Genomic DNA, 24,894 nt, shown 5'->3' on the forward strand with positions numbered 1-24,894 from the left:
TGCCGCCGAACCGGCCGATCCTGCCGACCTGGCCGGATCGCCTGCACGCGGCCCCGCCGTGCGCCCCTCCTGCCCCGCGGAATCGCCGGTCGAGGCCGCCGAGGCGTGCCCTGCCGTCCTCCCGGCCGGATTGGTCTGCGATGACGTCATGAAAGTGGACCTTAATCCGGACCGCTGCGCTTCCTAGCGTCGCTGCCATGAACGCCACCACCACGACGCGCGGAGCCCTCCTCGCCGCGCTCGCCTGCATCCTCGTCGGAGGATCCTTCACCGCCAACAGCCTCCTCGGCGACTACCCGTACGCCGGCGGTCAGTTCCTGCGCTACGCCCTCGCCTGCCTCCTGCTCGTCCCGTTGGCCGGGCGTGACGCCCCGGCCCGGCTGCGCGCGCTCGCGGCCCGTCAGTGGGCCCGACTCGTGGTGCTCGCCGCCGTCGGCATGGTCGGCTTCAACCTGGCTGTGATCGCCGCCGAGCGGACGGCCGAACCGGCGGTTCCCGGCGTCTTCGTCGGCTGCGCGCCCGTGGTCGTGGCCGTCGTCGTCCCCCTGCTGGACAGGCGCCGCCCCCAACGGACGGTCCTGTACGGGGCGTTGCTTGTCGCAGCGGGCGCGGTCACGGTTCAGGGCTGGGGGCGTACGGACGGCGCCGGCCTCGCCTTCTCCGTGTGCGCACTGGTCGGCGAGGTCGGTTTTGCCGTCCTGGCCGCGCCCGTGCTGCGCCCGCTGGGTCCGCGGCTGCTGTCCGCCACGGTGTGCGGTGTCGCGGCGGTCGAGTCCGCGGCGGCCGGACTGCTCCTGGATGGCACCGCGTGGCTGCGACGGCCCGACACCACCGAGGCGGCCGCTCTGCTGTGGCAGGCGGTGGTCGTGACCGTGGTCGGCTTCGTGTGCTGGTACATGGGCATGCAGCGGATCGGCGCCGAGCGCGCCACGCTCTTCTCCGGCCTCATCCCGGTGGCCGCCGCCTGCTCCGCCCCGCTCGTCGGAACCGGCTCCTACGGCGCCGTACAGGCGTTGGGTAGCGCCCTGGTCGGTGCCGGAGTCGCCCTGGGGTCGGGCGCGTTGGCGCGCACCCCGCGTGGGTCAGCGGCTGCCGTCGAGGATGACGCGCGCGACCAGGGCCGGGTCGTCGTTCATGGGGCAGTGGCCGCAGCCGGGCAGCCTGACGAGGCGCGCCCGGGGGATGATCTGCTTGGCGCGCACCCCCTGGCGGCGCACGAGCAGCCGGTCCCTGGTGCCCCAGGCCACGGTGACCGGGATCCCGGGGATGTCGTCGGCGAACCGGACGGTCCGGCCGGCGTCGAGAGTCTGGTCGAAGCCCGTGGCCCCCGCCAGCGCCAGGGTCTCGGCGACCACGGCGTCGGGTGACCGGCGGCCGGGGCGGGCGTAGATCGTGCTCGTCAGGACCGTACGGCCGGCCGCCGACCGGGACAGCTGCTCCACCAGCGGCAGCGGCAGCCGGCGCGAGATGTGCCGCATCGCGAGCAGCACGCCGAAGGCGTAACGCCGCTCGGCCTCCGACCAGAACCCCGCCGGGGAGAGGGCGGTGACGGACCGCACGAGCTTCTCGCGGCCGAGTTCGAGCGCGATCAGGCCGCCCAGCGAATTGCCCACCACATGCGGCCGGTCGAGCTCCATCGCCTCGCAGAAGGCACCGAACACGGCCGTCGTCGTCGCAAGGTCGTAGGAGAGGGTGCTCGGCAGGCCCGGGGATGTTCCGAAGCCGGGCAGGTCCACGGAGATCACATCGCGCTCGGTCGCGAGGATGTCCACCACCGGCTCCCAGACCTGCCGGTGGTGCCCGATCCCGTGCAGCAGGAGCAGGGGTTCACCGCTCCCCACGCGCGTGTAGTCGACGCTCACGCTCTGCGGGCCGTGGGGAGAGGCGACCTGGAAGGAGACGGTGGCGGACATGGGGTGCTCCTCGGCTGGGACACGCTGACGGACGGCCGTAGACAGCTTGTCAGCAATCGCTACCGACGGGTAGACCCTGACGGTCGGGGACATCGGGCCCGCGTGCACCCCCAACCCGCCCTGCGTCCCCCGGGGTTGAACGACACAGGCCGGGGACGCCGATTTCGCCTGGACACGGCCGGACGTGTCGGATGGGATGGAGCGGTGACCACCGACACCGAGACCGACGTCTTCGAAGAGCACCGCCCCGTCCTTCTGGGGGTCGCCTACCGCATGCTCGGCCGGGTGGCCGACGCGGAGGACGTGGTGCAGGAGACCTGGCTGCGCTGGTCGGGCGCCGACCGGTCCGAGGTGCGCGAACCACGCGCCTACCTGGTGCGCATCACGACCCGACTTGCCATCGACCGACTGCGGCAGGTCAAGGCGCGCGGCGAGACCTATGTCGGCCCATGGCTGCCGGAGCCGTACGTCACCGACTTCGGGGACGCCGTCCCGGACACCGCCGAGCGGGCCGTCCTGGCCGACTCCGTCTCCCTCGCTGTCCTCGTCGTCCTGGAGTCGCTGTCACCGCTGGAGCGGGCGGTGTTCGTCCTCAGGGAGGCCTTCGGGTACCCGTACGCCGAGATCGCCGCGATGCTCGAACGGGGCGAGGCGGCCGTGCGCCAGCTGGCCGGGCGGGCCCGGAAGCATGTCGACGAGCGGCGGCCGCGGTACGAGGTGGACCCCGCCCAGCGACGAGATCTCACCGAACGGTTCCTGGCCGCGGCGGCGGGAGGCGACCTGGAGGGGCTCATGTCATTGCTGGCCCCGGACGTCCGTCTCATCGGCGACAGCGGCGGCAAGGCCAAGGCGCCGGTGCGGGTCCTGGAGACCGCCGACAAGGTCGGGCGCTTCCTCGTGGGCGCCACCCGGAACGCCGTCCCCGATGTCACCTTCCGGTTCCTGGAGATCAACGGCGGCCCCGCGGTGCTGGTGCGGTCCGGAGACAAGCCCGACAGCGTCTTCCAACTGGACGTCCTGAACGGCCGGATCCAGTCGGTCTACATCATTCGCAACCCCGACAAGCTGACGTCGCTGGCGACGGCGTAGCTCCCACCGCCCCGTCCAGGCGGTGGCGGCGCGAGCCGGTCCCGTGAACGTTCCCGGCGATTGGTATTGACCAAGGGTGAGGGCCGCCCTATGGTCGCAGATAAGTGCAACAACCTTTAATAAACAAGGGCGCTAAAACGCCGACGAGCCACGGCGATTGCGGAGGACAGGGTGGGGACCACGCAGCTGGAAACGGTGCCGGAACCGAAGTACTGGCATCTGAGGACCGTGCTCAGTGAGGCACTGGACTCCGAGTTCACCGTGGGCGAGATTCTGCCCAACGAACGCGACCTGGCCGCTCGTTTCGGCGTCGCCAGGGCCACGCTCCGGCAGGCCCTGGAACAGCTCGAACTGGAAGGCAGGCTGCAGCGCCGCCGCGGTGTCGGTACGACTGTCGCGCCGCCGCGCGTGGGCGTGTCCGTAGGGGGCGAGCAGCACGCCTGGCCGGGGGCGACCGACGGCGTCTGGCAGCCCGCGGACTGCGCGCTGGCCGCTCCGCCCGTATCCGTCGCGGACGCCCTGGAGAGCGGCCGGGACGAGGCCGTGCACATCGTGCGCCGCTCCCGCGTGACCCACGGCCAGCCTGTCGCCGCCGAACTGCTGTACATCCCGCAGTCGTCGGTGCCCGACCTCTCCGCCATCGACGCCCCGTCCGGAGCGGCACGCGCGCGTGCCGTGCTGCGCGAGCTGCAGCGCCTGGAGCTGGACGGCCAGGACAGCGCCGTCGAGCTGGGCTCGGCCCGCGCGGACGACGCCAAGGAACTGGACCGGCTCCCGGGGGCGCCCGTCCTCGTCGTGACCACCCGCTACATCGCCGAGGGCCGGACCGCCGCGCTCTCCGTCGCCACCTACCGTGCGGACACCTGCCGGCTGACGTTCGGCGACTCCGGCGGCGTGGAGATCCACCAGGGCCCGGAGCGCCAGGCGTCCTGACCGTCGTACCTGCACCTGCCGCGCGCCCCGGATCCACTCCGGGGCGCGTCGCGTATTCAGGAGCGCTGAGGGCGCGTCAATGCCTGCCGGCGGCGTGCCGTGCAGATGCCCGACCGCGGGACGGTCAGCGTCGCCCCGTCACAGTCCCCTCCACCGCGAACAGCTGCTCCTCGACATGGTCGAGAGCGAGCCGCAGTGCTCCGGTCGCCACGGCGGCCTCGCCGAGGAGGGACAGCGCGACCTTCGGCGGGCGCAGGCAGTAGCGGGCCAGCTCGCGGCGCAGCGGCTCCAGTACGCCGTCCAGGCCGGCCGCCCAGCCGCCGACGACGACCAGCTCGGGGTCAAGGGCGAGAACGAGCGCCGCCACGTCGTGGACGAGGCGCTGGATGAAGCGTTCGACGGCTGCCAGGGCCTGTTGGTCTCCGTCGCGGGCCTGCGCGAAGACCTTGGCGACGGCGTGCTCGTCGAGGGGGCGCAGGGGCTCGTCCGTGGTGGACAGCAACGTCTCCGGAGTCGCCTCCCGGCCCAGCAGATGCAGCGCGCCGATCTCACCGGCCGCGCCGCCGAAGCCCCGGTGCAGCTGACCGCCGATCAGCGAACCGGCGCCCGGGCTCAGCCCTGCCAGCACGAACACCACGTCGTCGGACTCGGTGGCGGAGCCCTTCCAATGCTCGGCAACGGCCGCCGCGTTGGCGTCGTTCTCCACCAGGACCGGGCACTTGAAGGAACGGCTCAGCCGCTCGCCCAGCCTGAGCCCCGTCCACTCGGGCAGCGCGGCGCCCAGCCGCACGGTCCCGTCCGCCTCGACGATGCCCGGCGTCGCAACGCCCACGGCACGCAGCGAACTGCGTGCCACACCGGCCCGGCGCAGCAGCTCGGCCACGCCCGTACGCACCCGCTCGAGGCGTTCGTCGGCCGGATCCGTCTCGTCGACGTCCTTGGCGATGGCACCCAGAATCCGGCCGTCCAGGTCGGCGAGGAGCGCGGCGACCCGATGCGACCCGATCTCCACGCCGAGCAGATGACCGGCCTCCGCCCGGAACCGGAACCGGCGCGCGGGCCGGCCCTGGCGCCGTACGACACTCTCGTCGGCCGCCTTCTCGACGACGTACCCCGCCTCGATGAGCCCCTCGACGACGCCCTCGACGGTCGGCCGGGACAGTCCGGTCACCCGGGTGATCTCCGTCAGCGTGGCGGCGTCCGTGGCGCGCAGTGCGTGCAGTACCACCGCGGAGTTGATCCTTCGCAGCAGCGAGGGATCCCCGCCGGTCAGTGGCCCCAACGTCCGTCCTCCCAGCTCGTGCGCATGTTGGGCGGATGGTACTCGCAGTGGCGAACCCGGGCGAGTGCCGGGCACCCCCGGACCTACTGGTCGGTCCGTCCGGCTGTCCCCGCCCCGGTCCGGGGGCGGAGTCATCCCGGCGCCACGAACCCCGACTCGTACGCCGTGATCACCGCCTGCGTGCGATCCCGCGCCCCCAGTTTGGCCAGGACGGCGCTCACATGGGACTTCACCGTCTCCGTCCCCACCACCAGCCGGGCCGCGATCTCCGCATTCGACAGTCCGCGTGCCATCAGCCGCAGCACCTCGGCCTCCCGCTCGGTCAGCCGGGCCCGCTCCAGTACCGCGCGCGCCGCCCGGTTGCCGCCGTCGTCGCCGTACCGCGCGGCCAGCTGCCGCACCGACGCGGGGAACAGCAGCGACTCGCCCTCGGCGACCAGCCGCACCGCGTGCACGATCTCGGCAGGCCGGGCCCGCTTCAGCAGGAACCCGTCGGCACCGGCCCGCAGCGCCTCGTACACGTACTCGTCGTTCTCGAAGGTCGTGACGACAAGGATCTTCGGCGGATCGTCGACCGTGCGCAGCACCGCGCGCGTGGCCTCGATCCCGTCCAGCAGCGGCATCCGTACATCCATGGCGATCACGTCGGGCCGCAGCTGACGCACCAGCGGGATCACCGCCGCGCCGTCCGCGGCCTCCCCGACGACCTCGATGTCGGGCTGCGCCTCCAACACGGCCCGCAGACCCGCGCGTACGAGGGGTTCGTCGTCGACGAGGAGAACGGTGACCGGCATCCGGTCAGCCTAGATCAACTCAGCGGCAGCTCAACATGTACCTGCCAGTCACCTTGGTCGGGGCCGGTTCGCGCATGTCCGCCCAGCAGGGCAGCGCGCTCCCGGATCCCGCGCAGGCCGCTGCCCCGGCCGGGCCCGGGTATGTCGGCGGTGAGCGGATTGCGGACCTCAAGAGTGAGTGTGCCGTCCGCGACGGCGATGCGTGCCCGGACCGGCACCGCGCCCGCGTGCCGCAGCACATTGGTCAGCGATTCCTGGAGGATGCGGTAGCCCTCCCGGGACACCGGTCCGGGCACGGTGTCCAAAGGTCCCGTCAGCTCGATGCCGACCTTCGCACCCGACGCCCGCGCGGACTCCAGCAGACGGTCCGCGTCCGTCAGTGTCGGTCGGCTGCTGACCGGCCGCTCCGACTCGCGCAGAATGCCGAGGACCCGCTCCAGGTCTTCCAGAGCGGCCCGGCCGGTCTCCTCGATGGCGTCCAGGGCCCGGTCGGTGAAGTCGGGATCGCGGGCCGCGCGCGCGGCACCCGCCTGCACGACGGCCACGGTCAGGGCATGGCCGATGGAGTCGTGCAGTTCACGGGCGATGCGCGTGCGTTCCAGGAGCTGTTCGGTGCGCTCCTCCATGGCGGCGAGGCGCTCGGCGGGCGTGGGGCCCAGGAGGCGGCGGGCGAGTGCGGTGATGAGACGGCCCGAGCTGACCACAAGCCCCGCCAGCGCGACCAGTGCCACGGGCACCAACAGCACGTGCCACCAGGCGTGGCCCTTGAGGAGCAGAGGCTCGCCTTCGTCGATATCAAGGCCGAACGCCGCAGACGCCAAGTCCACTGACCCTAGAAGCAGTTGGGCAGTGAGCATCGCGGTGGCACAGCCGAGCAGCAGCCGTGCCTCCAGCCAGACGACGAGCCGCCAACGGTCGCCCCAGGCGGCGGACGGCGCGACGACGATGCCTGCGCTCTCACCGTCGTGCCCGTGACCGGTCAGCAGCAGTCTGGCCTGAAGGCCCTCCACGGTGCGCATTGCGGGCACCAGCCCGACGGGGGCGAGTATCGCGGCCGCCACCACCCAGGTCCACCAGGCTTCCTCGATGAACAGCCACATGCTGGGCCACACGATGGCGATGAACAGATGCAGCAATCGTGTGTACGTCACCGCCCGACCGAACGGGCGCAACAAGCGGACCATTTCGTCATCGTGCCAGCCGCCACTGACAACGGACCTCCCCCGCACGGGGGAGACGATCTCCACCCGCGGGGGAGGAGCCGCACCACCCCCGGCGGCCAGGCTTACCGCCATGACCAGCATCGAAGTCCAAGCCCTCACCAAGGAGTACGGCAACCGGCGAGCCGTGGATGACCTCACCTTCACCGTCCTCCCCGGCCGCGTCACCGGCTTCCTCGGCCCCAACGGCGCCGGGAAGTCCACCACCATGCGGCTCGTCCTCGGCCTCGACCGGCCGACCTCCGGAACCGCCACGATCGGCGGTCGCGCCTACGCGGCACTCCACGAACCCCTGCGGCAGGTGGGCGCGTTGCTCGACGCGCAGGCCGCCCACGGGTCCCGGACCGGCCGAGACCATCTGCGCGTCCTCGCCGCGACCAACCGCATCCCGAACCGCCGTGCCGACGCGGTGCTGGAGGAGACGGGGCTGGCGTCGGTGGCGGGCCGCAGGGTGAAGACGTACTCCCTGGGCATGCGCCAGCGGCTCGGCATCGCCGCGGCCCTCCTCGGTGACCCCGAGGTCGTCCTGCTGGACGAGCCGTCCAACGGTCTCGACCCCGAAGGCATCATCTGGATCCGTGAGTTGTTGCGCCGTCTCGCGGGGGAGGGGCGGACGGTCCTGGTGTCCAGCCACCTCATGAACGAGACCGCGTCCTTCGCGGACCACCTCGTGGTCCTCGGCATGGGGCGCCTGCTGGCCGACACCCCCATGCGGGAGTTCATCCACGCACGTGTGGAACCCCGCGTCCGTATCCGTACCTCGGACGCCACCGCACTCAAGACCGCGCTCGCCCGGCACGGTCACGACGCCGTCCAGCACGAGGACGGGCACTGGAGCGTGCACCACGCGCGCGTGGACGACATCGGCCGCCTCATGTCCGAGACCGGCGTACCCATCCTCGAACTCGCCACCGAGGAGGGCACCTTGGAGCAGGCCTACCTCGATCTGACCGCGTCCGAGGCCGAGTTCACCGCACAGTCCCCACAGTCCCAGGAGGCCTGAACCATGGCATTCGCGCCCCTATTCCACTCGGAGTGGCTCAAGATCCGTACGCTGCGGTCACTGCCGGGAGCGCTGCTGGCGCTGTTCGCCGTGACCACGGCGTTCTCCGCGCTGGCCGGCACCGACGGGAGCTCCGACCCGGAGTTCGACCCGCTGTTCACGGCCATGTTCGGGATCCTGCCGGGCCAGATCGCCGCCATCGCGTTCGGGGCAATGGCCGTGTCGTCGGAGTACCACGGGGTGCGCTCCGGCTGTCGCTCGCAGCGGTCCCGCAGCGCGGACGCTGGTTTGCGGCGAAGGTGACAGCCATCGCCGTGCCGGCCCTTCTCGTGGGACTCGTCACCGCCATCACCGCGCTGGTGGTGGCACGCGCGGGACTCGGCTCCGCGGCGAGCGGGCTCACCACGGCCGAGCAGGTGCGCGGTGTCGTGGGCTGCGGGATCTACCTCATGTTGATGGCGCTGTTCGCGGCAGGTCTCACCGCGATGCTGCGCAGCGGTGTCGCCACGCTCTCCATTCTGATCCCGTTCATCCTCGTCGTGTCGTTCGTGATCGGCGACGCCGCCGGCACCGTCGCGGACTTCCTGCCCGACAAGGCCGGCCAGATCGCCCTTCACCAGACCTACGACGGCACCCTCGGGCCCTGGTCGGGGCTCGCAGTCACCGCTCTGTGGACGGCGGCGGCGCTGCTGGCGGGGGCGTGGAGCGTGCGGCGCCGGGACGCCTGACGGCACACCAATTGTCAGTGCGGCCGGGTTTACTGGACCCCATGAACATCGCACGGCACATCGCCCTCATCGACGAGCTGTGCTTCCGCCCTTTTCCGGCGGAGCACGGCCCGTCGGACGTCGGCGCCGGGGGGCCCGGGTATCACGTCGCGGTGTTAGAGCGGAGCGAGGACGACTGCGGGACGCGCGCGGCGACGGTGGAGCAGTTCGAGAAGTACCGGGACGCCCTGTACGAGGTGTACGCGCCCCAATGGCGGCACACCCATCCATTGAACCTGCAGACCGTGCTGCTGCGCACCGAGCGGGAGGACATACCCGAGCCCTGGCGGCTTCTCGGCGCAGGCGCCGGCGTCGCCTACCTCTGGGAGGCGGAGGGGACGGGCCGCTGGATCGCGGTGGCCGTCGCCGACCGGGACCCGGCCGACGACGTCCAACTCTTGGCCGTGATCACCGACGTCGACCCACCGTGACGCGTCAGGTGACGTCGACCCACCGTGACTTGGTCAGGCCTGCTCCGCCGTCACCCGCAACCTGGCGAACTCCTCCGCCATCGTCTGCGCCGTCCAATGCGCGTTGAGCCCGCTCGGGTTCGGCAGCACCCACACGCGGGTGCCCCCGATCACCCGCTCCTGCGGGCCTACCTGCGCCTTGCGGTCGTCGAACGCCGCCCGGTAGGCGGTCACCCCGACGACGGCCAGCCAACGCGGCCGCAGCCGGGCCACCTTCGTCGCCAGCAGCCGCCCGCCGTCGCGGTACTCCTGCGCGCTCAGCTCGTCGGCTCGCGCGCTCGCCCGCGCCACGACGTTCGTGATGCCGAGCCCGTAGGACAGCAACTCCTCCTGCTCCGACGGCTTCAAGAGCCTCGGCGTGAACCCGGACAGGTGCAGGACCGGCCAGAAACGGTTGCCCGGCCGGGCGAAGTGATGGCCGGTCGCGGCCGTCATCAGACCGGGGTTGATGCCGCAGAACAGCACATGGAGACCGTCCGCGACGACGTCCGGCACCAGACGGTCGCGGGCGGCCTCCAACTGCTCGGCGGTGAAGCGCGTCATACCGTGGGCGACGTCAGAGGATCGCCCCGGGCGTGTAACCGGCGGCTCCCGGGCGCTGCTTCACGATCTCCTCGACCCGGCCCACGACGACCCCGACCTGGTCGGCCGCGGCACCCGTGAAGGACAGCTTGTCGGCCATCAGGGCGTCCAGGCCGGCGCGGTCGAGCGGGATGCGCTCGTCGGCGGCCAGCTTGTCGAGCAGTTCGTTGCGCTCGGCGCCCTGCTCGCGCATCGCCAGCGCGGAGGCGACGGCGTTCTCCTTGATCGCCTCGTGCGCGACCTCACGGCCGACGCCGGCGCGCACCGCGCCCATCAGCACCTTGGTGGTGGCGAGGAACGGCAGGTAGCGGTCCAGCTCACGGGCGACGACTGCCGGGAAGGCGCCGAACTCGTCGAGCACCGTCAGGAACGTCTCCAGCAGGCCGTCCAGTGCGAAGAACGCGTCCGGCAGCGCGACCCGGCGCACCACCGAGCAGGACACGTCACCCTCGTTCCACTGGTCGCCCGCCAGCTCGCCGGTCATCGAGGCGTAGCCGCGCAGGATGACCATCAGGCCGTTGACGCGCTCGCAGGAGCGGGTGTTCATCTTGTGCGGCATCGCGGAGGAGCCGACCTGGCCCGGCTTGAAGCCCTCGGTCACCAGCTCGTGCCCGGCCATCAGCCGGATGGTCTTCGCCAGCGACGACGGCGCCGCCGCCAGCTGTACCAGAGCGGTCACGACCTCGTAGTCCAGCGAGCGCGGGTAGACCTGGCCCACCGAGGTGAACGCCTGCGCGAAGCCCAGGTGCCCGGCGATCCGGTCCTCCAGCTCCGCCAGCTTCGCCGCGTCCCCGCCGAGCAGGTCCAGCATGTCCTGCGCCGTGCCGACCGGGCCCTTGATGCCGCGCAGCGGGTAGCGGCCGAGGAGCTCCTCGACCCGGCCGTACGCGACGAGCAGCTCGTCGGCGGCGGTCGCGAAGCGCTTGCCGAGCGTCGTCGCCTGGGCGGCGACGTTGTGGGAGCGGCCGGCCATGACCAGCTCGCCGTACTCGCCGGCCAGCTTGGCCAGTCGCGCCAGCACGGCCACCGTGCGGTCGCGCATCAGCTCCAGCGAGAGCCGGATCTGCAGCTGCTCCACGTTCTCGGTGAGGTCGCGCGAGGTCATGCCCTTGTGGACGTGCTCGTGCCCGGCGAGGTCGTTGAACTCCTCGATCCGCGCCTTCACGTCGTGCCGAGTGACCTTCTCGCGCTCGGCGATGGAGGCCAGGTCGACGGTGTCGAGGACACGCTCGTAGTCGGCGAGCGCCTCGTCGGGCACCTCGATGCCGAGGTCCTTCTGGGCCCGCAGCACGGCGAGCCAGAGCTGCCGCTCCAGCTTCACCTTCTGCTCGGGGGACCAGAGCGTGGCGAGCTCGGTGGAGGCGTAGCGTCCGGCGAGGACGTTCGGGATGCGGGGCTTGGCGGGCGCAGAAGTCACGTGTCCAGATTCTACTGGCGGTTTGTGCAGGCCAGCGCCGCGCCCCGGTTGGGCGGAACCTACGAGACGTGCGTCACGTCGCGCTGCCGGCTCCCGCGCTACTCCACCGTGTCCTCGTACGGCATCAGGTCCGGCCGCTTGGCCGGGCGCCCGTCGCCGGAGGAGCGGCCGGTCAGGCGGCGTCCGATCCAGGGCAGCAGGTGCTGCCGCGCGAACCGTGCGTCGGCGACCCGCCGCGAGGTCCACCCCGGCGGCAGCGTGGCCGGCACCGGCGTGCGCCACTCGGTGTCCTCGGGGTCGTACCCGAGCGTCTGCCACACGGCCTCCGCGACCCTGCGGTGCCCCTCCGCCGACAGGTGCAGCCGGTCCACGTCCCACAGGCGCGGGTCACTGAGGGACGGGGCGCCGTACAGGTCGACGACGACGGCGCCGTGCCGCGCCGCCAGCTCGTCCACGTGGGCGAACAGCTCCTCCATGCGCGGCCGGAACCGCTCCAGCACCGGGCCCTGGCGGCCGGGACTGCGCATCAGAACCAACTGCTTGCAGGACGGGGCCAACCGCTCCACGGCCTCGGTGAGCAGAGCGCGCACGCGCACCATGTCGCACTTGGGGCGCAGGGTGTCGTTGAGCCCGCCGACCAGCGTGATCACGTCGGCCTGCATGGCCGCCGCAACCTCGACCTGCTCGTCGACTATCTGGCGGATCAGCTTCCCGCGCACCGCGAGGTTGGCGTAGCGGAAGCCGGGCGCACGGGCGGCCATCCGGCCGGCGAGGAGGTCGGCCCAGCCCCGGTAGGAGCCGTCCGGGAGGAGGTCCGACATGCCCTCGGTGAAGGAGTCGCCGACCGCGACCAGGCTGCTGTAGGTGGGGTTCGTCTGCATGGCGACAGAAATGGTATCCCGTGCACATACCCGTCGGTCGGTCGGCCTGCGTACCCGAACCTCATGCCCGCTGCCCGAACAGCTCCCGCAGCACGTCCTCCATGGTCACCACCCCGCCCAGCCGCCCGTCGCTCCCCAGCACGGCCGCCAGGTGCGTCCGGCTGCCGCGCATGGCGGTGAGCACGTCGTCCAGCGGGGTGCTCTCCCGTACGCGCGCGATGGGCCGCATGTCGTCCACCTGGAACGGCACGTCCCGCGGGGAGGCGTCCAGGGCGTCCTTCACATGCAGATAGCCGACGATGTGTCGGCCGGAGTCGACGACCGGGAAGCGGGAGAAGCCCGACTCGGCCGACAGCCCCTCCAGCTCCTCCGGAGTGACGCCCACGCGCGCGTAGACGATGCGTTCCAGCGGAAGCACCACGTCACGCACCGGCCGGCTGCCCAGTTCCAGGGCGTCGTGCAGCCGCTCCCGCGCGCGCTCGTCGATCAGGCCGGCCTCGCCGGAATCCCGTACCAGGCGAGCCAGCTCGGCGTCCGAGAACGTGGCGGTGACCTCGTCCTTGGTCTCGACGCGCATCAGTTTCAGGAGCGCGTTAGCGAAGGCGTTGATCGTGAAGATCACCGGCCGCAGCGCCCGCGAGAGCGTGACCAGCGGCGGACCGAGCACCAGGGCGCTGCGCACCGGCTCGGCCAGCGCGATGTTCTTCGGCACCATCTCGCCGAGCAGCATGTGCAGATACGTGGCCAGCGCCAGCGCGATCACGAAGGACACCACGTGCCCCGCGCCCTCCGGCACGCCCACCGCGTGGAACAAAGGCTCCAGCAGGTGCTCGATGGCGGGCTCCGCGACCACACCGAGCACCAGAGTGCACAGTGTGATGCCGAGCTGTGCCGCGGCCATCAGCGCGGACACGTGCTGCAGCCCCCACAGCACGCTCTTTGCGCGCCGGTCGCCCTGGTCGGCGTACGGCTCGATCTGCGAGCGCCGTACGGAGATGAGCGCGAACTCGGCGCCCACGAAGAAGGCGTTCACGACCAGCGTCGCGAAACCGATGAGCAGCTGTACGGCGGTCATCGCTCGCCCTCCTCTCGTCCTGCTCCGCCGCGGCGTCCAGCGGCGCGTGCATCAGCACCCGCGCGGCCCTGCGCCCCGCGGAGTCCACCACGTCGAGGCGCCAGCCGACGACCTCGACACAGTCACCGACCGCGGGGATGCGGCCGAGCTCCGTCGCGACGAGACCGGCCAGGGTCTCGTACGGCCCGTCGGGCGCCCTCAGCCCCACGCGCGCGAGCTGGTCCATCCGCGCCGAGCCGTCGGCCGAGTACAGCGACCGGCCCTCGTCGTCGCTGCCCGCGTGGGCGAGGTCGGGCGTCTCGTGCGGGTCGTGCTCGTCCCGCACCTCGCCGACGACCTCCTCGACGATGTCCTCCAGCGTCGCCACGCCCGCCGTGCCGCCGTACTCGTCGATCACCACGGCCATGGTGCGCTTGCCGGACAGCCGGTCCAGGAGCCGGTCGACGGTCAGTGTCTCGGGGACGAGGAGCGGCTCGCGCATCAGCTCGGCGACGGAGACGCGCGGCCGGGCCTCGGCGGGCACCGCCAGGATGTCCTTGATGTGCGCGGTCCCCACGACCGAGTCGAGGCTGCCGCGGTAGACGGGGAACCGGGACAGCCCGGTCGCCCGGGTCGCGTTCGCCACGTCCTCGCAGGTCGCCTGGGCGTCGAGGGCGACGACCTGGACGCGCGGGGTCATGACGTTCTCCGCGGTCAGGTCGGCCAGGTTCAGCGTCCGTACGAACAGCTCGGCGGTGTCGGCCTCCAGCGCACCCTCACGGGCGGAGTGCCGGGCGAGGGCGGCCAGCTCCTGGGGTCCGCGCGCGGCGGCCAGCTCCTCGGTGGGCTCCACGCCGAAGCGGCGGACGATGCGGTTCGCCGTGTTGTTGAGGTGGGTGATGAAGGGGCGGAAGATCGCGCTGAACCAGCGCTGCGCGTTTCCGACCCGCTTGGCCACGGCCAGGGGTGAGGAGATCGCCCAGTTCTTGGGCACCAGCTCGCCGACGACCATCAGCACGATGGTCGACAGCGCAGTGCCGATCACCAGCGCGATCGAGCCGGCCGCCGAGTGGGAGATGCCGAGCGACTCCAGCGGGCCCGCGATGAGCCGCGCGATCGACGGCTCGGCGAGCATGCCGACGACCAGGTTGGTGACCGTGATGCCGAGCTGTGCGCCGGAGAGCTGGAACGTCAGATTCCGTACGGCCTTCAGGGCGCCGGACGCGCCCCGCTCGCCGCGTTCCACGGCCCGCTCCAGCTCGCTGCGCTCGACCGTGGTCAGCGAGAACTCCGCCGCGACGAAGGCACCGCAGGCGAGCGACAGCAGGATCGCCACCAGCAGGAGGAGCACTTCGGTCATCGGGTCACCTCCGTCCCATGGTCGGACAGGGTCGGGAGGATCGCGCGATGTCGGGTACTGGGAGGCTCGCCCATGGGCGGACGCTCACACCTTTCATTGGAGGACCGAAGCGGTCCAGCAATAGTAAAGGACGGGCAAAGATGGTTCTGATGTGATCCCTGTGTGATCCCGGTCCCAGGTGATCAGTCGTTCACCCCCGAGTTCAGAAGGGCTTGACCCAGCGCCGCCAGTGGTCCTCACGATGGTAGCCAGCCGCTGCCCATGTCTGGTGGGCCTGTTCGTTGGCTTCCAGGACCATGGCGTCGACGCGTCGCCCGCCGAGGGCGGCGAAGCGTTGTTCGGCGGCTTCCAGGAGGGCGGTGGCGATGCCTTGCCGGCGGTGGTCGGGGTGTACGGCGAGTCGGTAGGCGGAGCATCGCCATCCGTCGAAGCCGGCTATGACGGTTCCGGTGAGGAAGCCGTCCCGCTCTGCGAGGAGCAGGGCTTCGGGGTCTCGCGCGATGAGTCGGGCCACTCCGTCGTGGTCGTCGCTGATGCTGGTGCCTTCTGCGGCGCCGCGCCAGAACTGCAGCACCGCGTCGATGTCCGAGTGGGTGGCGTGCCGGATGTGAAGATCGCTCATGGGGTGAGCCAAGCAGAGCGCTGGTCTGTCTGGCGAGCGGATTCCGTGCCGGGCATCGACGGAGGGTTGGCTTGATCCCGGGGAGCCAACCGGACTGAGGGCCGATCCGTTCAGCGGCGCCTTGCGCTGAACCTTGCTCCACCCTTTCCACCCGCATTTTCCTGGGCTGCGCCTGCCGACGTTTTCGTCGAACACGTCGGCAGGCGCAGCCCGTTTTTCATTCGCGGTCCGCGCAACAACTGTCCGTCCCACAGCAACTTTTGATGACCGTCGCGCGTCACCGCTGGCTAGGTTTGACCGCGTTCAGGCAAGGAGTGTTCGAGAAAGGAAACGGACATGCCCCGTGGTATGGAAAGGGAATTCTCGCATGGTGCCGCTTGATTCACCGGTGTTCTCCCGCCGCAGGGCGCTCACCTCGCTGGCAGGTGTCGCGGTGGCCGGCGCCGCGCTCGCCGCTGGCGCGCGCCCGGCCCTCGCTGCGGACGAGGACGGTCCGGCCCTTATGGAGGAGCGCGCCGGCGGTCTGCCTCTGGTCATCCACAACAACAGCGGTGAGTACGCCAACCACAACATTCACCTGTACATAGTCGGCAGCCGGGGCGACCGCCACGTCCGGGTCACACCCCGTGGCACGGTCGAGCCGGTCAAGGTCTCCGACAACAAGGACAACGGCTTCACCGACTACGCCATCCCGCTCGACGCCCGCGGCACCACGAGGATCCGGCTGCCGCACATGTCCGGCCGGATCTACGTCTCCCTGGGCGGCAAGCTCAAGCTGAAGGTCGTCCGGGACGGGGCTGGGCGGCCCGCGCTCCAGCACCCGGCGGGCTGGGTGAAGTCCGACCCCAACTTCCCCGTGCTGCACGACTTCGTGGAGTTCACGCACAACGCGTCCGGCATGTTCTGCAACACCACCATGGTCGACATGTTCAGCGTGCCGCTGATGATCCGGCTGTCCGGGAACCGGGACCAGACCACCGGCAGGATGCGGCAGGGCGGCCGGGCCCGGATCTTCCGGGCCATGGAGAACACCCCCGGCTTCGGCAGGCTGGTCGTCGGCGAACGGCGGGTCATCGCGCCGAGTCACGGACTCGACGCGGGCCGGTTCGGCGAGCACTACTTCGACCCGTACATCGACAAGGTCTGGCAGGCCTACCGGCAGCAGCCGCTCCATGTCCGTACCGTCGCCGGCGCGTTCACCGGCCGGGTCGACAACGGCAAGCTCACCTTCCACGGACCGGCGACGGTCTCCTTCGCCAAGCCCTCCACCCGCGACGTGCTGTTCTGCGAAGGCGCGCTCGCCGCCCCCAACGACGGAATCACCGGTCCCGTGGCCGCGGTCCTGGGCGCCGGCTTCAACCGCTCCACGCTGCTCAGCCATCCGAAGCAGCCCACCACCCGCGCGGCGGCCTTCTACAAGCCGCAGATCACCAACCACTACGCGCGGGCCATCCACGCCCAGATGAGCAACGGCAAGGCGTACGGCTTCGCCTTCGACGACGTCGCCGAGTGGGCGTCGTACATCCAGGACACCCAGCCGAAGGCCATGCACCTGACGCTGACCCCGTTCTGACGGGCCGGTACGGCCGCGCTCTTCTGTTCCGATCCTCCGACGAATCCTCCGACGAACGGCGATCTGTCATGCCCGTATCCCGTCGTACGCATTCGGTCCTCGCCATGACCCTGGCGGCGGCCGTTCTCGGTGTCGCCCAGGCGTCGCCCGCCTCCGCCGTCCCGATCGGCAAGGTCCGCCAGGGCAAGGCGACCTACTACAACGAGGCCGGCACCGGCGCCTGCGGAAAGCCGCTCGACGCCGCGACCCAGATGCTCGTGGCGGTCTCGCCGAAGTGGTGGAAGGCCGCCAATCCCAACCGCGACCCGCTCTGCAAGGTCAAGGTCCGGCTGACCTTCCGCGGCAAGACCATCACCGTCCCGGTGAGGGACAAGTGCATGGAATGCGGTCCCCACCACATCGACCTCAGCCAGCCGGCTTTCGCGAAGCTGGCCGATCCCTCCAAGGGCGTCATTCACAAGGTCAAGTGGAAGTTCGTCCGTTGACCAGCCTGTTCCCTCGTCCGCTGACCCGTCGATTCATTCCATCGGTCAACAACCCATTCAATCGGAGAGTTTCCACCATGCCGAAGATGCGTTTCGCTCACGCCCTTCTGACCGCCGTGCTGCTGGCGACGACAGGGGCCGGCCTCACGGCGGCGACCGCTTCCGCCGCGCCTGCCGAACTTGCCGCGCCCGCCGCCCAGGGCGACTTCGTCGTCAGCAAGGCGGAGTACAACAGGATGTTCCCCGACCACAAGGCCTTCTACAACTATGAAGCCCTGGTCAAGGCGATGAACAAGTACCCTGCCTTCGCGGACAAGGGCAACGCCAAGACCAAGAAGCGCGAGGCGGCCGCCTTCCTCGCCAACGTCCACCACGAGACCGGCGGCGGGCGCTACATAGTCGAGCAGAACGAGGCCAACTGGCCGTCGTACTGCGACACCTCGCAGCCGTACGGCTGCCCGGCGGGGCAGTCCGCGTACCACGGTCGCGGGCCGATCCAGCTCAGCTGGAACTTCAACTACAAGGCCGCCGGTGACGCGCTCGGCATCGACCTGCTCCACAAGCCCGGGCTGGTGCAGAAGAACCCCGTCGTGGCGTGGAAGACGGGACTGTGGTTCTGGATGACCCAGTCCGGCGCGGGCACCATGACCCCGCACAAGGCCATGGTCAAGGGCAAGGGCTTCGGCCAGACGATCCGCAGCATCAACGGTGCCATCGAGTGCAATGGCGGCAACCCGGCCCAGGTGGAGAGCCGGGTGAAGACGTACAAGAAGTTCACCAAGATCCTCGACGTCAAGCCGGGCAAGAACCTCAGCTGCTGACCCGCTGAGCCGCTGAGCCGCTGAGCCGCTGAGCCGCTGAGCCGCTGATCCGCTGAGCCGGTGCCGGACACCTGTGAACTCCCGGGCGTCCGGCACCCCACGCCACGCCCATGCCGTATCACCCCACCTTCTTCGGAGCCGAATCCATGAGACGAACCGCGATGCTGGTCAGCGCCCTGAGCCTCGCCGCACTGGGTGCCACCGTCGGACCGGCGCAGGCGGGGCCCGCCCCCGCCGACAGCGAGACCCGCGCCACCACCTTCTCCGACCAGGAGCAGGACACCGCCCTGGAGTTCTGGACCGACGCCCGGCTGAACGCCGCCAAGGAGATGGCCGTGCCGGCCGCCGTCCCGGAGGCGCCGGCCGGCACGCCGTCCGTCACGTCTTCCGTCGATGACGGCGGACCGCGGATGGCCGTCCCGTCGGTGGTCTTCCCGGACGCGCAGACCACGGCGTCCGCCGCCGGCGAGACGCCGGTGTCCACGCTCGCCTCCAAGCCCAAGGCCTGGAAGCGGGGCGGGCTGATCAGCAGGACCGCGGGCAAGGTGTTCTTCGAGAACGCCGCCGGCGGCCTGTTCGCCTGCTCGGCCACCGTCGCCAACAGCAAGAACAAGTCGGTCGTCCTCACCGCCGGGCACTGCGTGGTGGACGCCCGCACCGGCGAGGTCTTCCGCAAGTGGATCTTCATCCCGGGCTACCACAAGGGCGAGCGCCCGCACGGCACCTTCACCGCGAAGAAGCTCTTCCACCTGAAGTCCTATGTGTCCAGCCAGGGCAACGCCAACTGGGACGTCGCGTTCGCCACCCTGCGCAAGCGTGACGGCCGTCCGTTGGCCAAGATCGTGGGTGGTGCGCAGGGCATCAAGTTCAATGCCCCGAACGGGCGGTACGTCCATTCCTTCGGCTACGGCGGTTCGCGCGCCGAGGGCGACGGCGAGCGGCTGAACCACTGCCAGGGCAAGGAACATCGCGACCTCGGGCGCCCCGGCTCCACCATGTGGGGCATCGACTGCGTGCAGACCGGCGGATCCAGCGGCGGTGCCTTCCTCGCCGAGTTCAAGGTCGACAACGGTGTCGGTGTTCTGGTCGGCAACATCGCCGTCGGCACGGACGTCAGCGAGTACCACCCGCGTCTCGGCGACCGCGCCCGCAAGCTCTACAAGGCCGCGAGCAGGGCCTGATCCCAGCCCGGGGCCGGCGTCCGGGCGGCGTCCTCTCCTGTCTGCGCCTCTGGGCTCCCCGGAACACCGGGCGTCGTCACGGGTTTTCGTGCCGACGCCCGGTGTTCTATTCTTGCGCGCCGGATTAATTGGCCGCAGCGCCGGAATAATTGCGCCAGCACTTATGGATGTTGACCGGCGCGGAATCCGGCTGCCACGCTTTCGGTATGATTCGTACTCGTCAATTACTGGCCCTGATAGTCGGCGGAGTGGCACTGGCTCTGGCCGCTCCGAGCGGAATGGGCGGGACAATGAACAGTCCCGCCGTCACCGCGCAGCCGGTCGCGGCCGCGGCGGAAAAGCCGAACATTGTCTTCGTCCTCACCGACGACATGTCCTCGAACCTCCTGCCGTACATGCCGGAGGTCCAGAAACTCCGGTCGCAGGGAACGACGTTCAGCGACTTCGTGGTCAGCAACTCACTCTGCTGCCCGTCCCGGGCGTCCATCTTCACCGGCCGGTACCCGCACAACACGGGAGTCCTCAGCAACGACGGGCCGAACGGCGGGTTCGGCGCCTTCCGCAGCAGCGGGGAGGAGCGGGACACCTTCGCCACGGCCCTTCAGGCCAAGGGCTACCGCACCGCCATGATGGGCAAGTACCTCAACGGCTACGGTCCCACCGACAGCGTCGGGGGCCAGAAGCCGTACGTACCGCCGGGCTGGAACCAGTGGGACGTCGTCGGCGGCGGCTACCAGGGCTACGACTACAAGCTCGCCCACAACCACAGGATCGAGTCGTACGGCCACAGGCCCAAGGACTACCTGACCGACGTGCTGAGCAAGAAGGGCACGGCGTTCGTCAGGAAGTCCGCGGCGGCGAACAAGCCGTTCCTGCTGGAGATCGCGCTCTTCACGCCACACGGCCCCTCCACGCCGGCGCCCCGGCACGAGAACGCCTTCCCCGGCCTCAATGCCCCGCGCAGCCCCGCGTTCGACACACTGCCGACCAACGCCCCGTCGTGGCTGGCCCGGCAGGACCGGCTGACCCAGCGTGAGAAGAGCACGATCGACCGGAAGTTCCGCAAGCGCGCCCAGGCGCTCCAGTCGGTCGACGGGATGATCGGGAATCTGCGCAACGCCCTGACCAGCGCCGGCGTCGCCGACAACACGTACATCGTGTTCGGCTCCGACAACGGCTTCCACCTGGGCGAGTACCGCCTCAAGGCGGGTAAGCAGACCGCCTTCGACACCGACGTCCGGGTACCGCTGGTGATCGCCGGACCCGGTGTCGCGGCAGGCAGGACGAGCAACGCCCAGGTGTCGAACATCGACCTCGCGCCCACCTTCCAGCGGATCGGCGGCGCCCCGGTGTCGTCCCGGGTGGACGGGCACAGCCTGCTCCCGCTTCTGGACGGTGGCTCCGACGCCAACTGGCGCACGACCAACCTGATCGAACACCGCCACGCCGACAAGTCGCCGGGCGACCCCGACAACGACGGCGGGGAGAGCATCAGCCCGCCGAACTACCACGTCCTGCGCACCGACTCCTACACCTACGTCGAGTACGGCAGCGGAGCGAGGGAGTACTACGACCTCCGCACCGACCCCTACCAGCTGCACAACACCGTGGGGCAGCTCGGCGGGGCCCGTCTGGAGAAGCTGCACGACGCCTTGACGCGACTCAAGAACTGCCGTGGCGACGGCTGTTGGAGCGCCGGGAAGTCGTAGAACCTCGCCTGGAGACGCCCCCGCCGCGTAGTGTTGGCGGGGGCCGTCCGCGGACACCGGACGGGCCGGGTCGTCCGGAGTCGGCGGAGTGCGGGTGCCAGGTCACGCGGGGCGAGTACTGATGATCGACGAGGGTTTCGTGCTGCGTACGGATGCCGGTGAGCGGACGACCGGTGGCGGCCGGTGAAACTCTCCACCCGGCTCGCCTTCACCGTAGGCGGCGGCGTACCCGTGTTGATCGTGGCCTGCGGGTGGCTGCTGCTGAGCCTGATAACCGACGACCTCCGCCAGCAGCAGGACGCCCAACTACAGGCTCGTGCCACCGTCGTGGCCAAGAACACCAAGAACTACCTGGACGCGGCCGGGACCGGCCAGCCGGTCGTCGAGGAGGTCCGCCGGCAGCGGCTCATCAAGTCCACCAGCGGCATGGGCGTATGGGTCGCCGGGCCCACCGGCACGCTGCGAGCCGGTCCCCAAGTCCCGCCCGCACAGCTGCCGTACGGCGCCCCGAAGCCGCTGAAGGTGACCGTCGAAGGCCGGGACTGGCTGGTGCTGTCGCTGCCCGTCGCGATCGACCGGAAACGGGACCGGCCCAACCTGTGGCTGTTCTCACCGGACACCGTCGAGGAGGAGCTGGCGTTGGTGCGCCAGCGTGTGTACGCCGGGGCCGCGCTGGCCCTGCCACTGGCGGGAGCGGTCGCCTGGGCCATCGCCGACCAGGCGGTGTTGCCGCTGCGCCGGCTGCAACGGCGTACCAGCGGACTCGACCCGCGCACCAGCTCCGCGCGGCTGGAGCACCGCCCCACCCGCATCGCCGAGGTCGACGACCTCGCGCTCACCTTGCAGACAGTGCTCAGCCGCTACGACGAGCAGGTGTCACGTACCGCGGAGGCGTTGGCCACGGCCAGGTCGTTCGCGGCGGCGGCCTCCCACGAGCTGCGTTCGCCACTCACGAGCATCCGCGCCAACCTGGACGTCCTGGCTGGCCCGTTCGAGCTCGACCGGGAGGAACGGGCGGAGGTGCTGGCCGAGTTGGTGGCCGAGCAGGAGAGGCTGGTCGGCCTGCTCACGATGCTGCGGACTCTGGCGCAGGGCGATCTGGTCGAGGCGGAGGCCTTCGCGCCGCTGGACCTGGGGGAGTTGGTGCACTCCTGCGTCGACGGGCTGCGCCGCGCCCACCCCGGGACCGAGGTGTCCGTGCGGGCGGCGTCGGGCCTGATCGTGCACGGCTGGGCGGAGGGGCTGCGCTCGGCGGTGGACAACCTGCTGACCAACGCCCGGGTGCACGGCAGGGTCGGCGCACGTGCCGCCAGCGTCGCGGTGACCCTGAGGCAGTCCGGCCGGCCGGGCGAGCGGATCGCGGTACTCACCGTGGACGATGACGGCCCCGGGGTCCCGCCCGAGCGCCGGGAGAAGATCTTCGAACGGTTCTGGCGCGGTCCGGACAGCCCGGGCTCCGGGCTGGGCCTCACCCTCGTCGCCCAGCAGGTCACCCTGCACCAGGGGCAGGTCTCGATGTCGGACCGCCCGGACGTGCTGGGCGGCACACGCTGCGAGGTACGGCTGCCGCTGACCGGCGTGCGGGAGTTCGAGCACACACTGCCGTTGCTTCGCCGCGACTGGCTGAGCGGCACGGCTGAGGCGTCCGGCATCAATGCCGCCCGAGGCTGATTCCTGCCGGCTCGAATTCACCCGACCCGGGGTCGGGAATTCAGGGGTCGGTAATTCCCGTGCTGAATTAATCCCGCCCGGCGTCGATTTTTCCCGCAGGGATTCCTTGAGAACGGCGCCTCCTCCTTGTCATGGTTCCGGAGAGAGCTGTCGGACCCGAGAGTGAGAGGAACGCCGACGTTGGACGGAACCACCGCGGTGGCCCACACGATGTGGCGTGCGCTGCACGTGCGGAAGCGGACGCTGGGCAAGGGCGTGCACACGCTTCCGGTACCGCCGTCTGCGGGAATCGGGCTGAGTGTGCACGTGAGCGGTATTCTCGCCGTCCACGGGGGCCGCGGGGACACGCGGGAGACGATCCTGCTGCCGGAGGACGTCTGCGTCACACCAGCGGAACCGAACCGGCCGCTGGTCGTGTCGCCGAGAGGGAACAGGCCCGCCGTGATCGCGTCCCTCGCCATTCCCGAGGCCATGGTGCGCCGGCTCGGCGGAGAGGAATTCCGGATGGGGGAGCGCCAGTCCCCGCACCCCTGTCCGGCTGTCACCTCCGACCCGGTGCTCGCAGAAATGGTGAAGGCGGTGGTGACCGCCAGCGAAATCGGTGCCGACGACGTGTACGCGGACTCGGCGGCGCGTTTCATCCTCGCCCACCTTCGCATTCCGCGGTCGCGCGCCGTCGCCCCGAAGGAGCCGGCGGGCGGTCTCACACAGCGGCAACTGGAGACCATCACCTCGTACATGCGGGCCAACTTCGCGCGGCCCATCACCCTGGACGATCTCGCCGCCCTGGTCTCCTTCAGCCGCTTTCACTTCCTGCGCTGCTTCAAGAACGCCACGGGCGCAACGCCCTACCGGTATCTCACCGAGCTGAGGATCGCCTGGGCGCGAACGCACCTGGAGAACGGCACCGAGACCATCGCGGCCATAGGCCAGCGCTGCGGCTTCTCGGGCTCCGAGCACTTCTCCCGGAGCTTCCGCCGGGTCATGGGCTGCACACCGTCGCAGTACCGCACGATGCGGCCCGAGTTGCCCGCAGCCTCGTCCTCGTCCCTTGGGAGCTGGCGGAGTCCGGGGCCCATCATTACCCCGCTGTGAGCGGGAGTTGGAGGGCGTGAGTGAAAAGATGCTCAGGCAGACACTCCGCGCGCTGGAGCGGGACGGTCGATCAGTCCTATGAGTGACGTCAGCCCGCAGGCGTGGGCAACGCCCTGAGAGGAGCGACGCATGGCCGGCAGGGCCGGACGAGTTCTCGTGGCCGACGACGACGTGAGCACGCGGCGCTCGCTGGAACGCGGACTCCGGCTCGGGGGATTCGAGGTGGCGCTGGCCGGTGACGGTCGTTCCGCGATGGAGCTGATGGACAGACTCCGTCCGGACATCGTGGTCCTCGATGTCTGCATGCCCGAGATGAGCGGCATCGACGTGTGCCGGACACTGCGTGAGAACGGGGACGACGTGCCCGTCCTCATGCTCTCCGGGCTGGACGAAGTGGCCGACAGGATCGCCGGGTTGCGGGCCGGCGGCGACGACTACCTGGTCAAGCCCTTCGCGCTCCAGGAACTGACGCTGCGCCTGCACGCCCTCCTGCGCCGCCGCCCTCCCGCCGCGAACGACCGGGTCCAGGTCGGCGGCCTGGTCGTGGAACCGTCCGCCCGCCAGGCATGGCTGGACGGGCAGCCCCTGCACCTGACGCCCCGTGAGTTCCACCTCCTGGAGATGCTGGCCCGGAACGCGGGCCTCGTCCTGACCCGCGGTCAGCTCCTCGAACACGTCTGGGGCTACGACGCCCGCGTCCGTACCGACGCCGTGGACACGTTCGTCAGCTATCTGAGGCGCAAGACAGAGGCAGACGGGCGGCCCCGCATCCTGCACACCGTGCGCGGTGTCGGATTCGTGCTCCGCGTGAACAACGGCCCGGCCTGACTGCCTGCTCGCGCGCTGGGAAGGGGCGGTTCAGGAGGGGGCCCGATCACAAGGAATCCACAAGAACGGTCCCTAATTTCCTCCCTGCGGCAGGCCGGTTCTGCCGCGAGGAGGGGGCAGAAGTGCCGAACGCGACACGCAACA

At 70.5% G+C, this 24,894-nt stretch carries 21 protein-coding genes and 3 pseudogenes; 14 read left to right on the forward strand and 10 right to left on the reverse strand.

Annotated elements, in window-relative coordinates:
* Positions 1-197: 197 nt before the first annotated feature.
* Positions 198-989: pseudogene (locus OHO27_RS36385) on the forward strand (EamA family transporter); the annotation flags it as partial.
* A gap of 93 nt (positions 990-1,082) precedes the next feature.
* Here OHO27_RS36385 and OHO27_RS36390 read toward each other — a convergent pair.
* Entirely contained in the window at positions 1,083-1,913 is an 831-nt protein-coding gene (locus OHO27_RS36390; RefSeq protein WP_328429181.1) for an alpha/beta fold hydrolase, read from the reverse strand.
* Positions 1,914-2,117: 204 nt separating this feature from the next.
* On the opposite strand from OHO27_RS36390, the gene OHO27_RS36395 reads away from it, so the two are divergent.
* The gene (locus OHO27_RS36395; protein WP_328429182.1) at positions 2,118-3,002 is read left to right on the forward strand and encodes an RNA polymerase sigma-70 factor; all 885 of its coding nucleotides are present in this window, start codon (positions 2,118-2,120) and stop codon (positions 3,000-3,002) included.
* Positions 3,003-3,173: 171 nt separating this feature from the next.
* Complete coding sequence (locus OHO27_RS36400; RefSeq protein WP_328429183.1) at positions 3,174-3,935, forward strand: GntR family transcriptional regulator; 762 nt, start codon at positions 3,174-3,176, stop codon at positions 3,933-3,935.
* A gap of 124 nt (positions 3,936-4,059) precedes the next feature.
* Here the strand turns inward: OHO27_RS36400 and OHO27_RS36405 are convergent, their stop codons facing one another.
* From OHO27_RS36405 to OHO27_RS36415, 3 genes are all read right to left on the reverse strand, one after another.
* Positions 4,060-5,217, reverse strand: coding sequence for an ROK family protein (locus tag OHO27_RS36405; protein ID WP_328429184.1), 1,158 nt, complete (start codon positions 5,215-5,217; stop codon positions 4,060-4,062).
* Between the two features lie 131 nt (positions 5,218-5,348).
* A complete protein-coding gene (locus OHO27_RS36410) occupies positions 5,349-6,011 on the reverse strand; it encodes a response regulator transcription factor (RefSeq protein ID WP_328429185.1) in 663 nt (220 codons plus the stop codon).
* 14 nt (positions 6,012-6,025) lie between these two features.
* Entirely contained in the window at positions 6,026-7,195 is a 1,170-nt protein-coding gene (locus tag OHO27_RS36415; protein WP_328429186.1) for a sensor histidine kinase, read from the reverse strand.
* 109 nt (positions 7,196-7,304) lie between these two features.
* Here OHO27_RS36415 and OHO27_RS36420 point away from each other — a divergent pair, with 109 nt between their 5' ends.
* The 3 genes and pseudogenes from OHO27_RS36420 (at position 7,305) to OHO27_RS36430 (ending at position 9,432) form a co-directional block, all read left to right on the forward strand.
* Complete coding sequence (locus OHO27_RS36420; RefSeq protein WP_328429187.1) at positions 7,305-8,234, forward strand: ABC transporter ATP-binding protein; 930 nt, start codon at positions 7,305-7,307, stop codon at positions 8,232-8,234.
* A gap of 3 nt (positions 8,235-8,237) precedes the next feature.
* Positions 8,238-8,962: pseudogene (locus OHO27_RS36425) on the forward strand (ABC transporter permease).
* 41 nt (positions 8,963-9,003) lie between these two features.
* Positions 9,004-9,432 (forward strand): hypothetical protein, encoded by a 429-nt coding sequence (locus tag OHO27_RS36430; protein ID WP_328429188.1) that lies wholly within the window; start codon positions 9,004-9,006, stop codon positions 9,430-9,432.
* Positions 9,433-9,465: 33 nt separating this feature from the next.
* On the opposite strand, the gene mug is transcribed toward OHO27_RS36430, so the two are convergent.
* From mug to OHO27_RS36460, 6 genes and pseudogenes are all read right to left on the reverse strand, one after another.
* Positions 9,466-10,014, reverse strand: coding sequence for a G/U mismatch-specific DNA glycosylase (gene mug / locus OHO27_RS36435; RefSeq protein ID WP_328429189.1), 549 nt, complete (start codon positions 10,012-10,014; stop codon positions 9,466-9,468).
* 13 nt (positions 10,015-10,027) lie between these two features.
* Positions 10,028-11,470 carry an adenylosuccinate lyase gene (purB, locus tag OHO27_RS36440; protein ID WP_328429190.1) on the reverse strand — a complete coding sequence of 481 codons (1,443 nt, stop codon included), beginning with the start codon at positions 11,468-11,470 and terminating at the stop codon, positions 10,028-10,030.
* A gap of 98 nt (positions 11,471-11,568) precedes the next feature.
* The gene (locus OHO27_RS36445) at positions 11,569-12,351 is read right to left on the reverse strand and encodes an SGNH/GDSL hydrolase family protein (protein WP_328429191.1); all 783 of its coding nucleotides are present in this window, start codon (positions 12,349-12,351) and stop codon (positions 11,569-11,571) included.
* 61 nt (positions 12,352-12,412) lie between these two features.
* Positions 12,413-13,426 carry a hemolysin family protein gene (locus OHO27_RS36450; RefSeq protein ID WP_328429192.1) on the reverse strand — a complete coding sequence of 338 codons (1,014 nt, stop codon included), beginning with the start codon at positions 13,424-13,426 and terminating at the stop codon, positions 12,413-12,415.
* A 13-nt stretch (positions 13,427-13,439) separates the two neighbouring features.
* Positions 13,440-14,765: pseudogene (locus tag OHO27_RS36455) on the reverse strand (hemolysin family protein); the annotation flags it as partial.
* 202 nt (positions 14,766-14,967) lie between these two features.
* On the reverse strand, positions 14,968-15,387 hold the full coding sequence (locus OHO27_RS36460; RefSeq protein ID WP_328429193.1) for a GNAT family N-acetyltransferase: 420 nt from the start codon (positions 15,385-15,387) through the stop codon (positions 14,968-14,970).
* Positions 15,388-15,754: 367 nt separating this feature from the next.
* Here OHO27_RS36460 and OHO27_RS36465 point away from each other — a divergent pair, with 367 nt between their 5' ends.
* The 8 genes from OHO27_RS36465 (at position 15,755) to OHO27_RS36500 (ending at position 24,750) form a co-directional block, all read left to right on the forward strand.
* On the forward strand, positions 15,755-16,960 hold the full coding sequence (locus tag OHO27_RS36465) for a beta-1,3-glucanase family protein (protein ID WP_328429194.1): 1,206 nt from the start codon (positions 15,755-15,757) through the stop codon (positions 16,958-16,960).
* 68 nt (positions 16,961-17,028) lie between these two features.
* Positions 17,029-17,445, forward strand: coding sequence for a cysteine/serine endopeptidase inhibitor (locus OHO27_RS36470; RefSeq protein WP_328429195.1), 417 nt, complete (start codon positions 17,029-17,031; stop codon positions 17,443-17,445).
* Between the two features lie 86 nt (positions 17,446-17,531).
* Entirely contained in the window at positions 17,532-18,266 is a 735-nt protein-coding gene (locus tag OHO27_RS36475; protein WP_443059732.1) for a chitinase, read from the forward strand.
* A gap of 146 nt (positions 18,267-18,412) precedes the next feature.
* Positions 18,413-19,447, forward strand: a complete 1,035-nt coding sequence (locus tag OHO27_RS36480; protein ID WP_328429197.1) for a trypsin-like serine peptidase — start codon at positions 18,413-18,415, stop codon at positions 19,445-19,447.
* Positions 19,448-19,737: 290 nt separating this feature from the next.
* Positions 19,738-21,156, forward strand: coding sequence for a sulfatase family protein (locus OHO27_RS36485; RefSeq protein WP_328429198.1), 1,419 nt, complete (start codon positions 19,738-19,740; stop codon positions 21,154-21,156).
* A gap of 183 nt (positions 21,157-21,339) precedes the next feature.
* A complete protein-coding gene (locus OHO27_RS36490; protein ID WP_328429199.1) occupies positions 21,340-22,827 on the forward strand; it encodes a sensor histidine kinase in 1,488 nt (495 codons plus the stop codon).
* Between the two features lie 180 nt (positions 22,828-23,007).
* Positions 23,008-23,922 carry an AraC family transcriptional regulator gene (locus tag OHO27_RS36495; RefSeq protein WP_328429200.1) on the forward strand — a complete coding sequence of 305 codons (915 nt, stop codon included), beginning with the start codon at positions 23,008-23,010 and terminating at the stop codon, positions 23,920-23,922.
* A 129-nt stretch (positions 23,923-24,051) separates the two neighbouring features.
* A complete protein-coding gene (locus OHO27_RS36500) occupies positions 24,052-24,750 on the forward strand; it encodes a response regulator transcription factor (RefSeq protein ID WP_328429201.1) in 699 nt (232 codons plus the stop codon).
* The last annotated feature ends 144 nt before the right edge of the window (positions 24,751-24,894 follow it).

The organism is Streptomyces sp. NBC_00443, assembly GCF_036014175.1.
GTDB lineage: Bacteria > Actinomycetota > Actinomycetes > Streptomycetales > Streptomycetaceae > Streptomyces.

Bases quoted from the DNA above. Each gene is read 5' to 3' on its own strand.
- OHO27_RS36390 (WP_328429181.1), bottom strand. From the start codon at position 1,913: ATGTCCGCCACCGTCTCCTTCCAGGTCGCCTCTCCCCACGGCCCGCAG.
- OHO27_RS36410 (WP_328429185.1), bottom strand. From the start codon at position 6,011: ATGCCGGTCACCGTTCTCCTCGTCGACGACGAACCCCTCGTACGCGCG.
- OHO27_RS36415 (WP_328429186.1), bottom strand. From the start codon at position 7,195: ATGGTCCGCTTGTTGCGCCCGTTCGGTCGGGCGGTGACGTACACACGA.
- OHO27_RS36420 (WP_328429187.1), top strand. From the start codon at position 7,305: ATGACCAGCATCGAAGTCCAAGCCCTCACCAAGGAGTACGGCAACCGG.
- OHO27_RS36430 (WP_328429188.1), top strand. From the start codon at position 9,004: ATGAACATCGCACGGCACATCGCCCTCATCGACGAGCTGTGCTTCCGC.
- mug (WP_328429189.1), bottom strand. From the start codon at position 10,014: ATGACGCGCTTCACCGCCGAGCAGTTGGAGGCCGCCCGCGACCGTCTG.
- OHO27_RS36445 (WP_328429191.1), bottom strand. From the start codon at position 12,351: ATGCAGACGAACCCCACCTACAGCAGCCTGGTCGCGGTCGGCGACTCC.
- OHO27_RS36450 (WP_328429192.1), bottom strand. From the start codon at position 13,426: ATGACCGCCGTACAGCTGCTCATCGGTTTCGCGACGCTGGTCGTGAAC.
- OHO27_RS36460 (WP_328429193.1), bottom strand. From the start codon at position 15,387: ATGAGCGATCTTCACATCCGGCACGCCACCCACTCGGACATCGACGCG.
- OHO27_RS36465 (WP_328429194.1), top strand. From the start codon at position 15,755: ATGGTGCCGCTTGATTCACCGGTGTTCTCCCGCCGCAGGGCGCTCACC.
- OHO27_RS36470 (WP_328429195.1), top strand. From the start codon at position 17,029: ATGCCCGTATCCCGTCGTACGCATTCGGTCCTCGCCATGACCCTGGCG.
- OHO27_RS36475 (WP_443059732.1), top strand. From the start codon at position 17,532: ATGCGTTTCGCTCACGCCCTTCTGACCGCCGTGCTGCTGGCGACGACA.
- OHO27_RS36480 (WP_328429197.1), top strand. From the start codon at position 18,413: ATGAGACGAACCGCGATGCTGGTCAGCGCCCTGAGCCTCGCCGCACTG.
- OHO27_RS36485 (WP_328429198.1), top strand. From the start codon at position 19,738: ATGAACAGTCCCGCCGTCACCGCGCAGCCGGTCGCGGCCGCGGCGGAA.
- OHO27_RS36500 (WP_328429201.1), top strand. From the start codon at position 24,052: ATGGCCGGCAGGGCCGGACGAGTTCTCGTGGCCGACGACGACGTGAGC.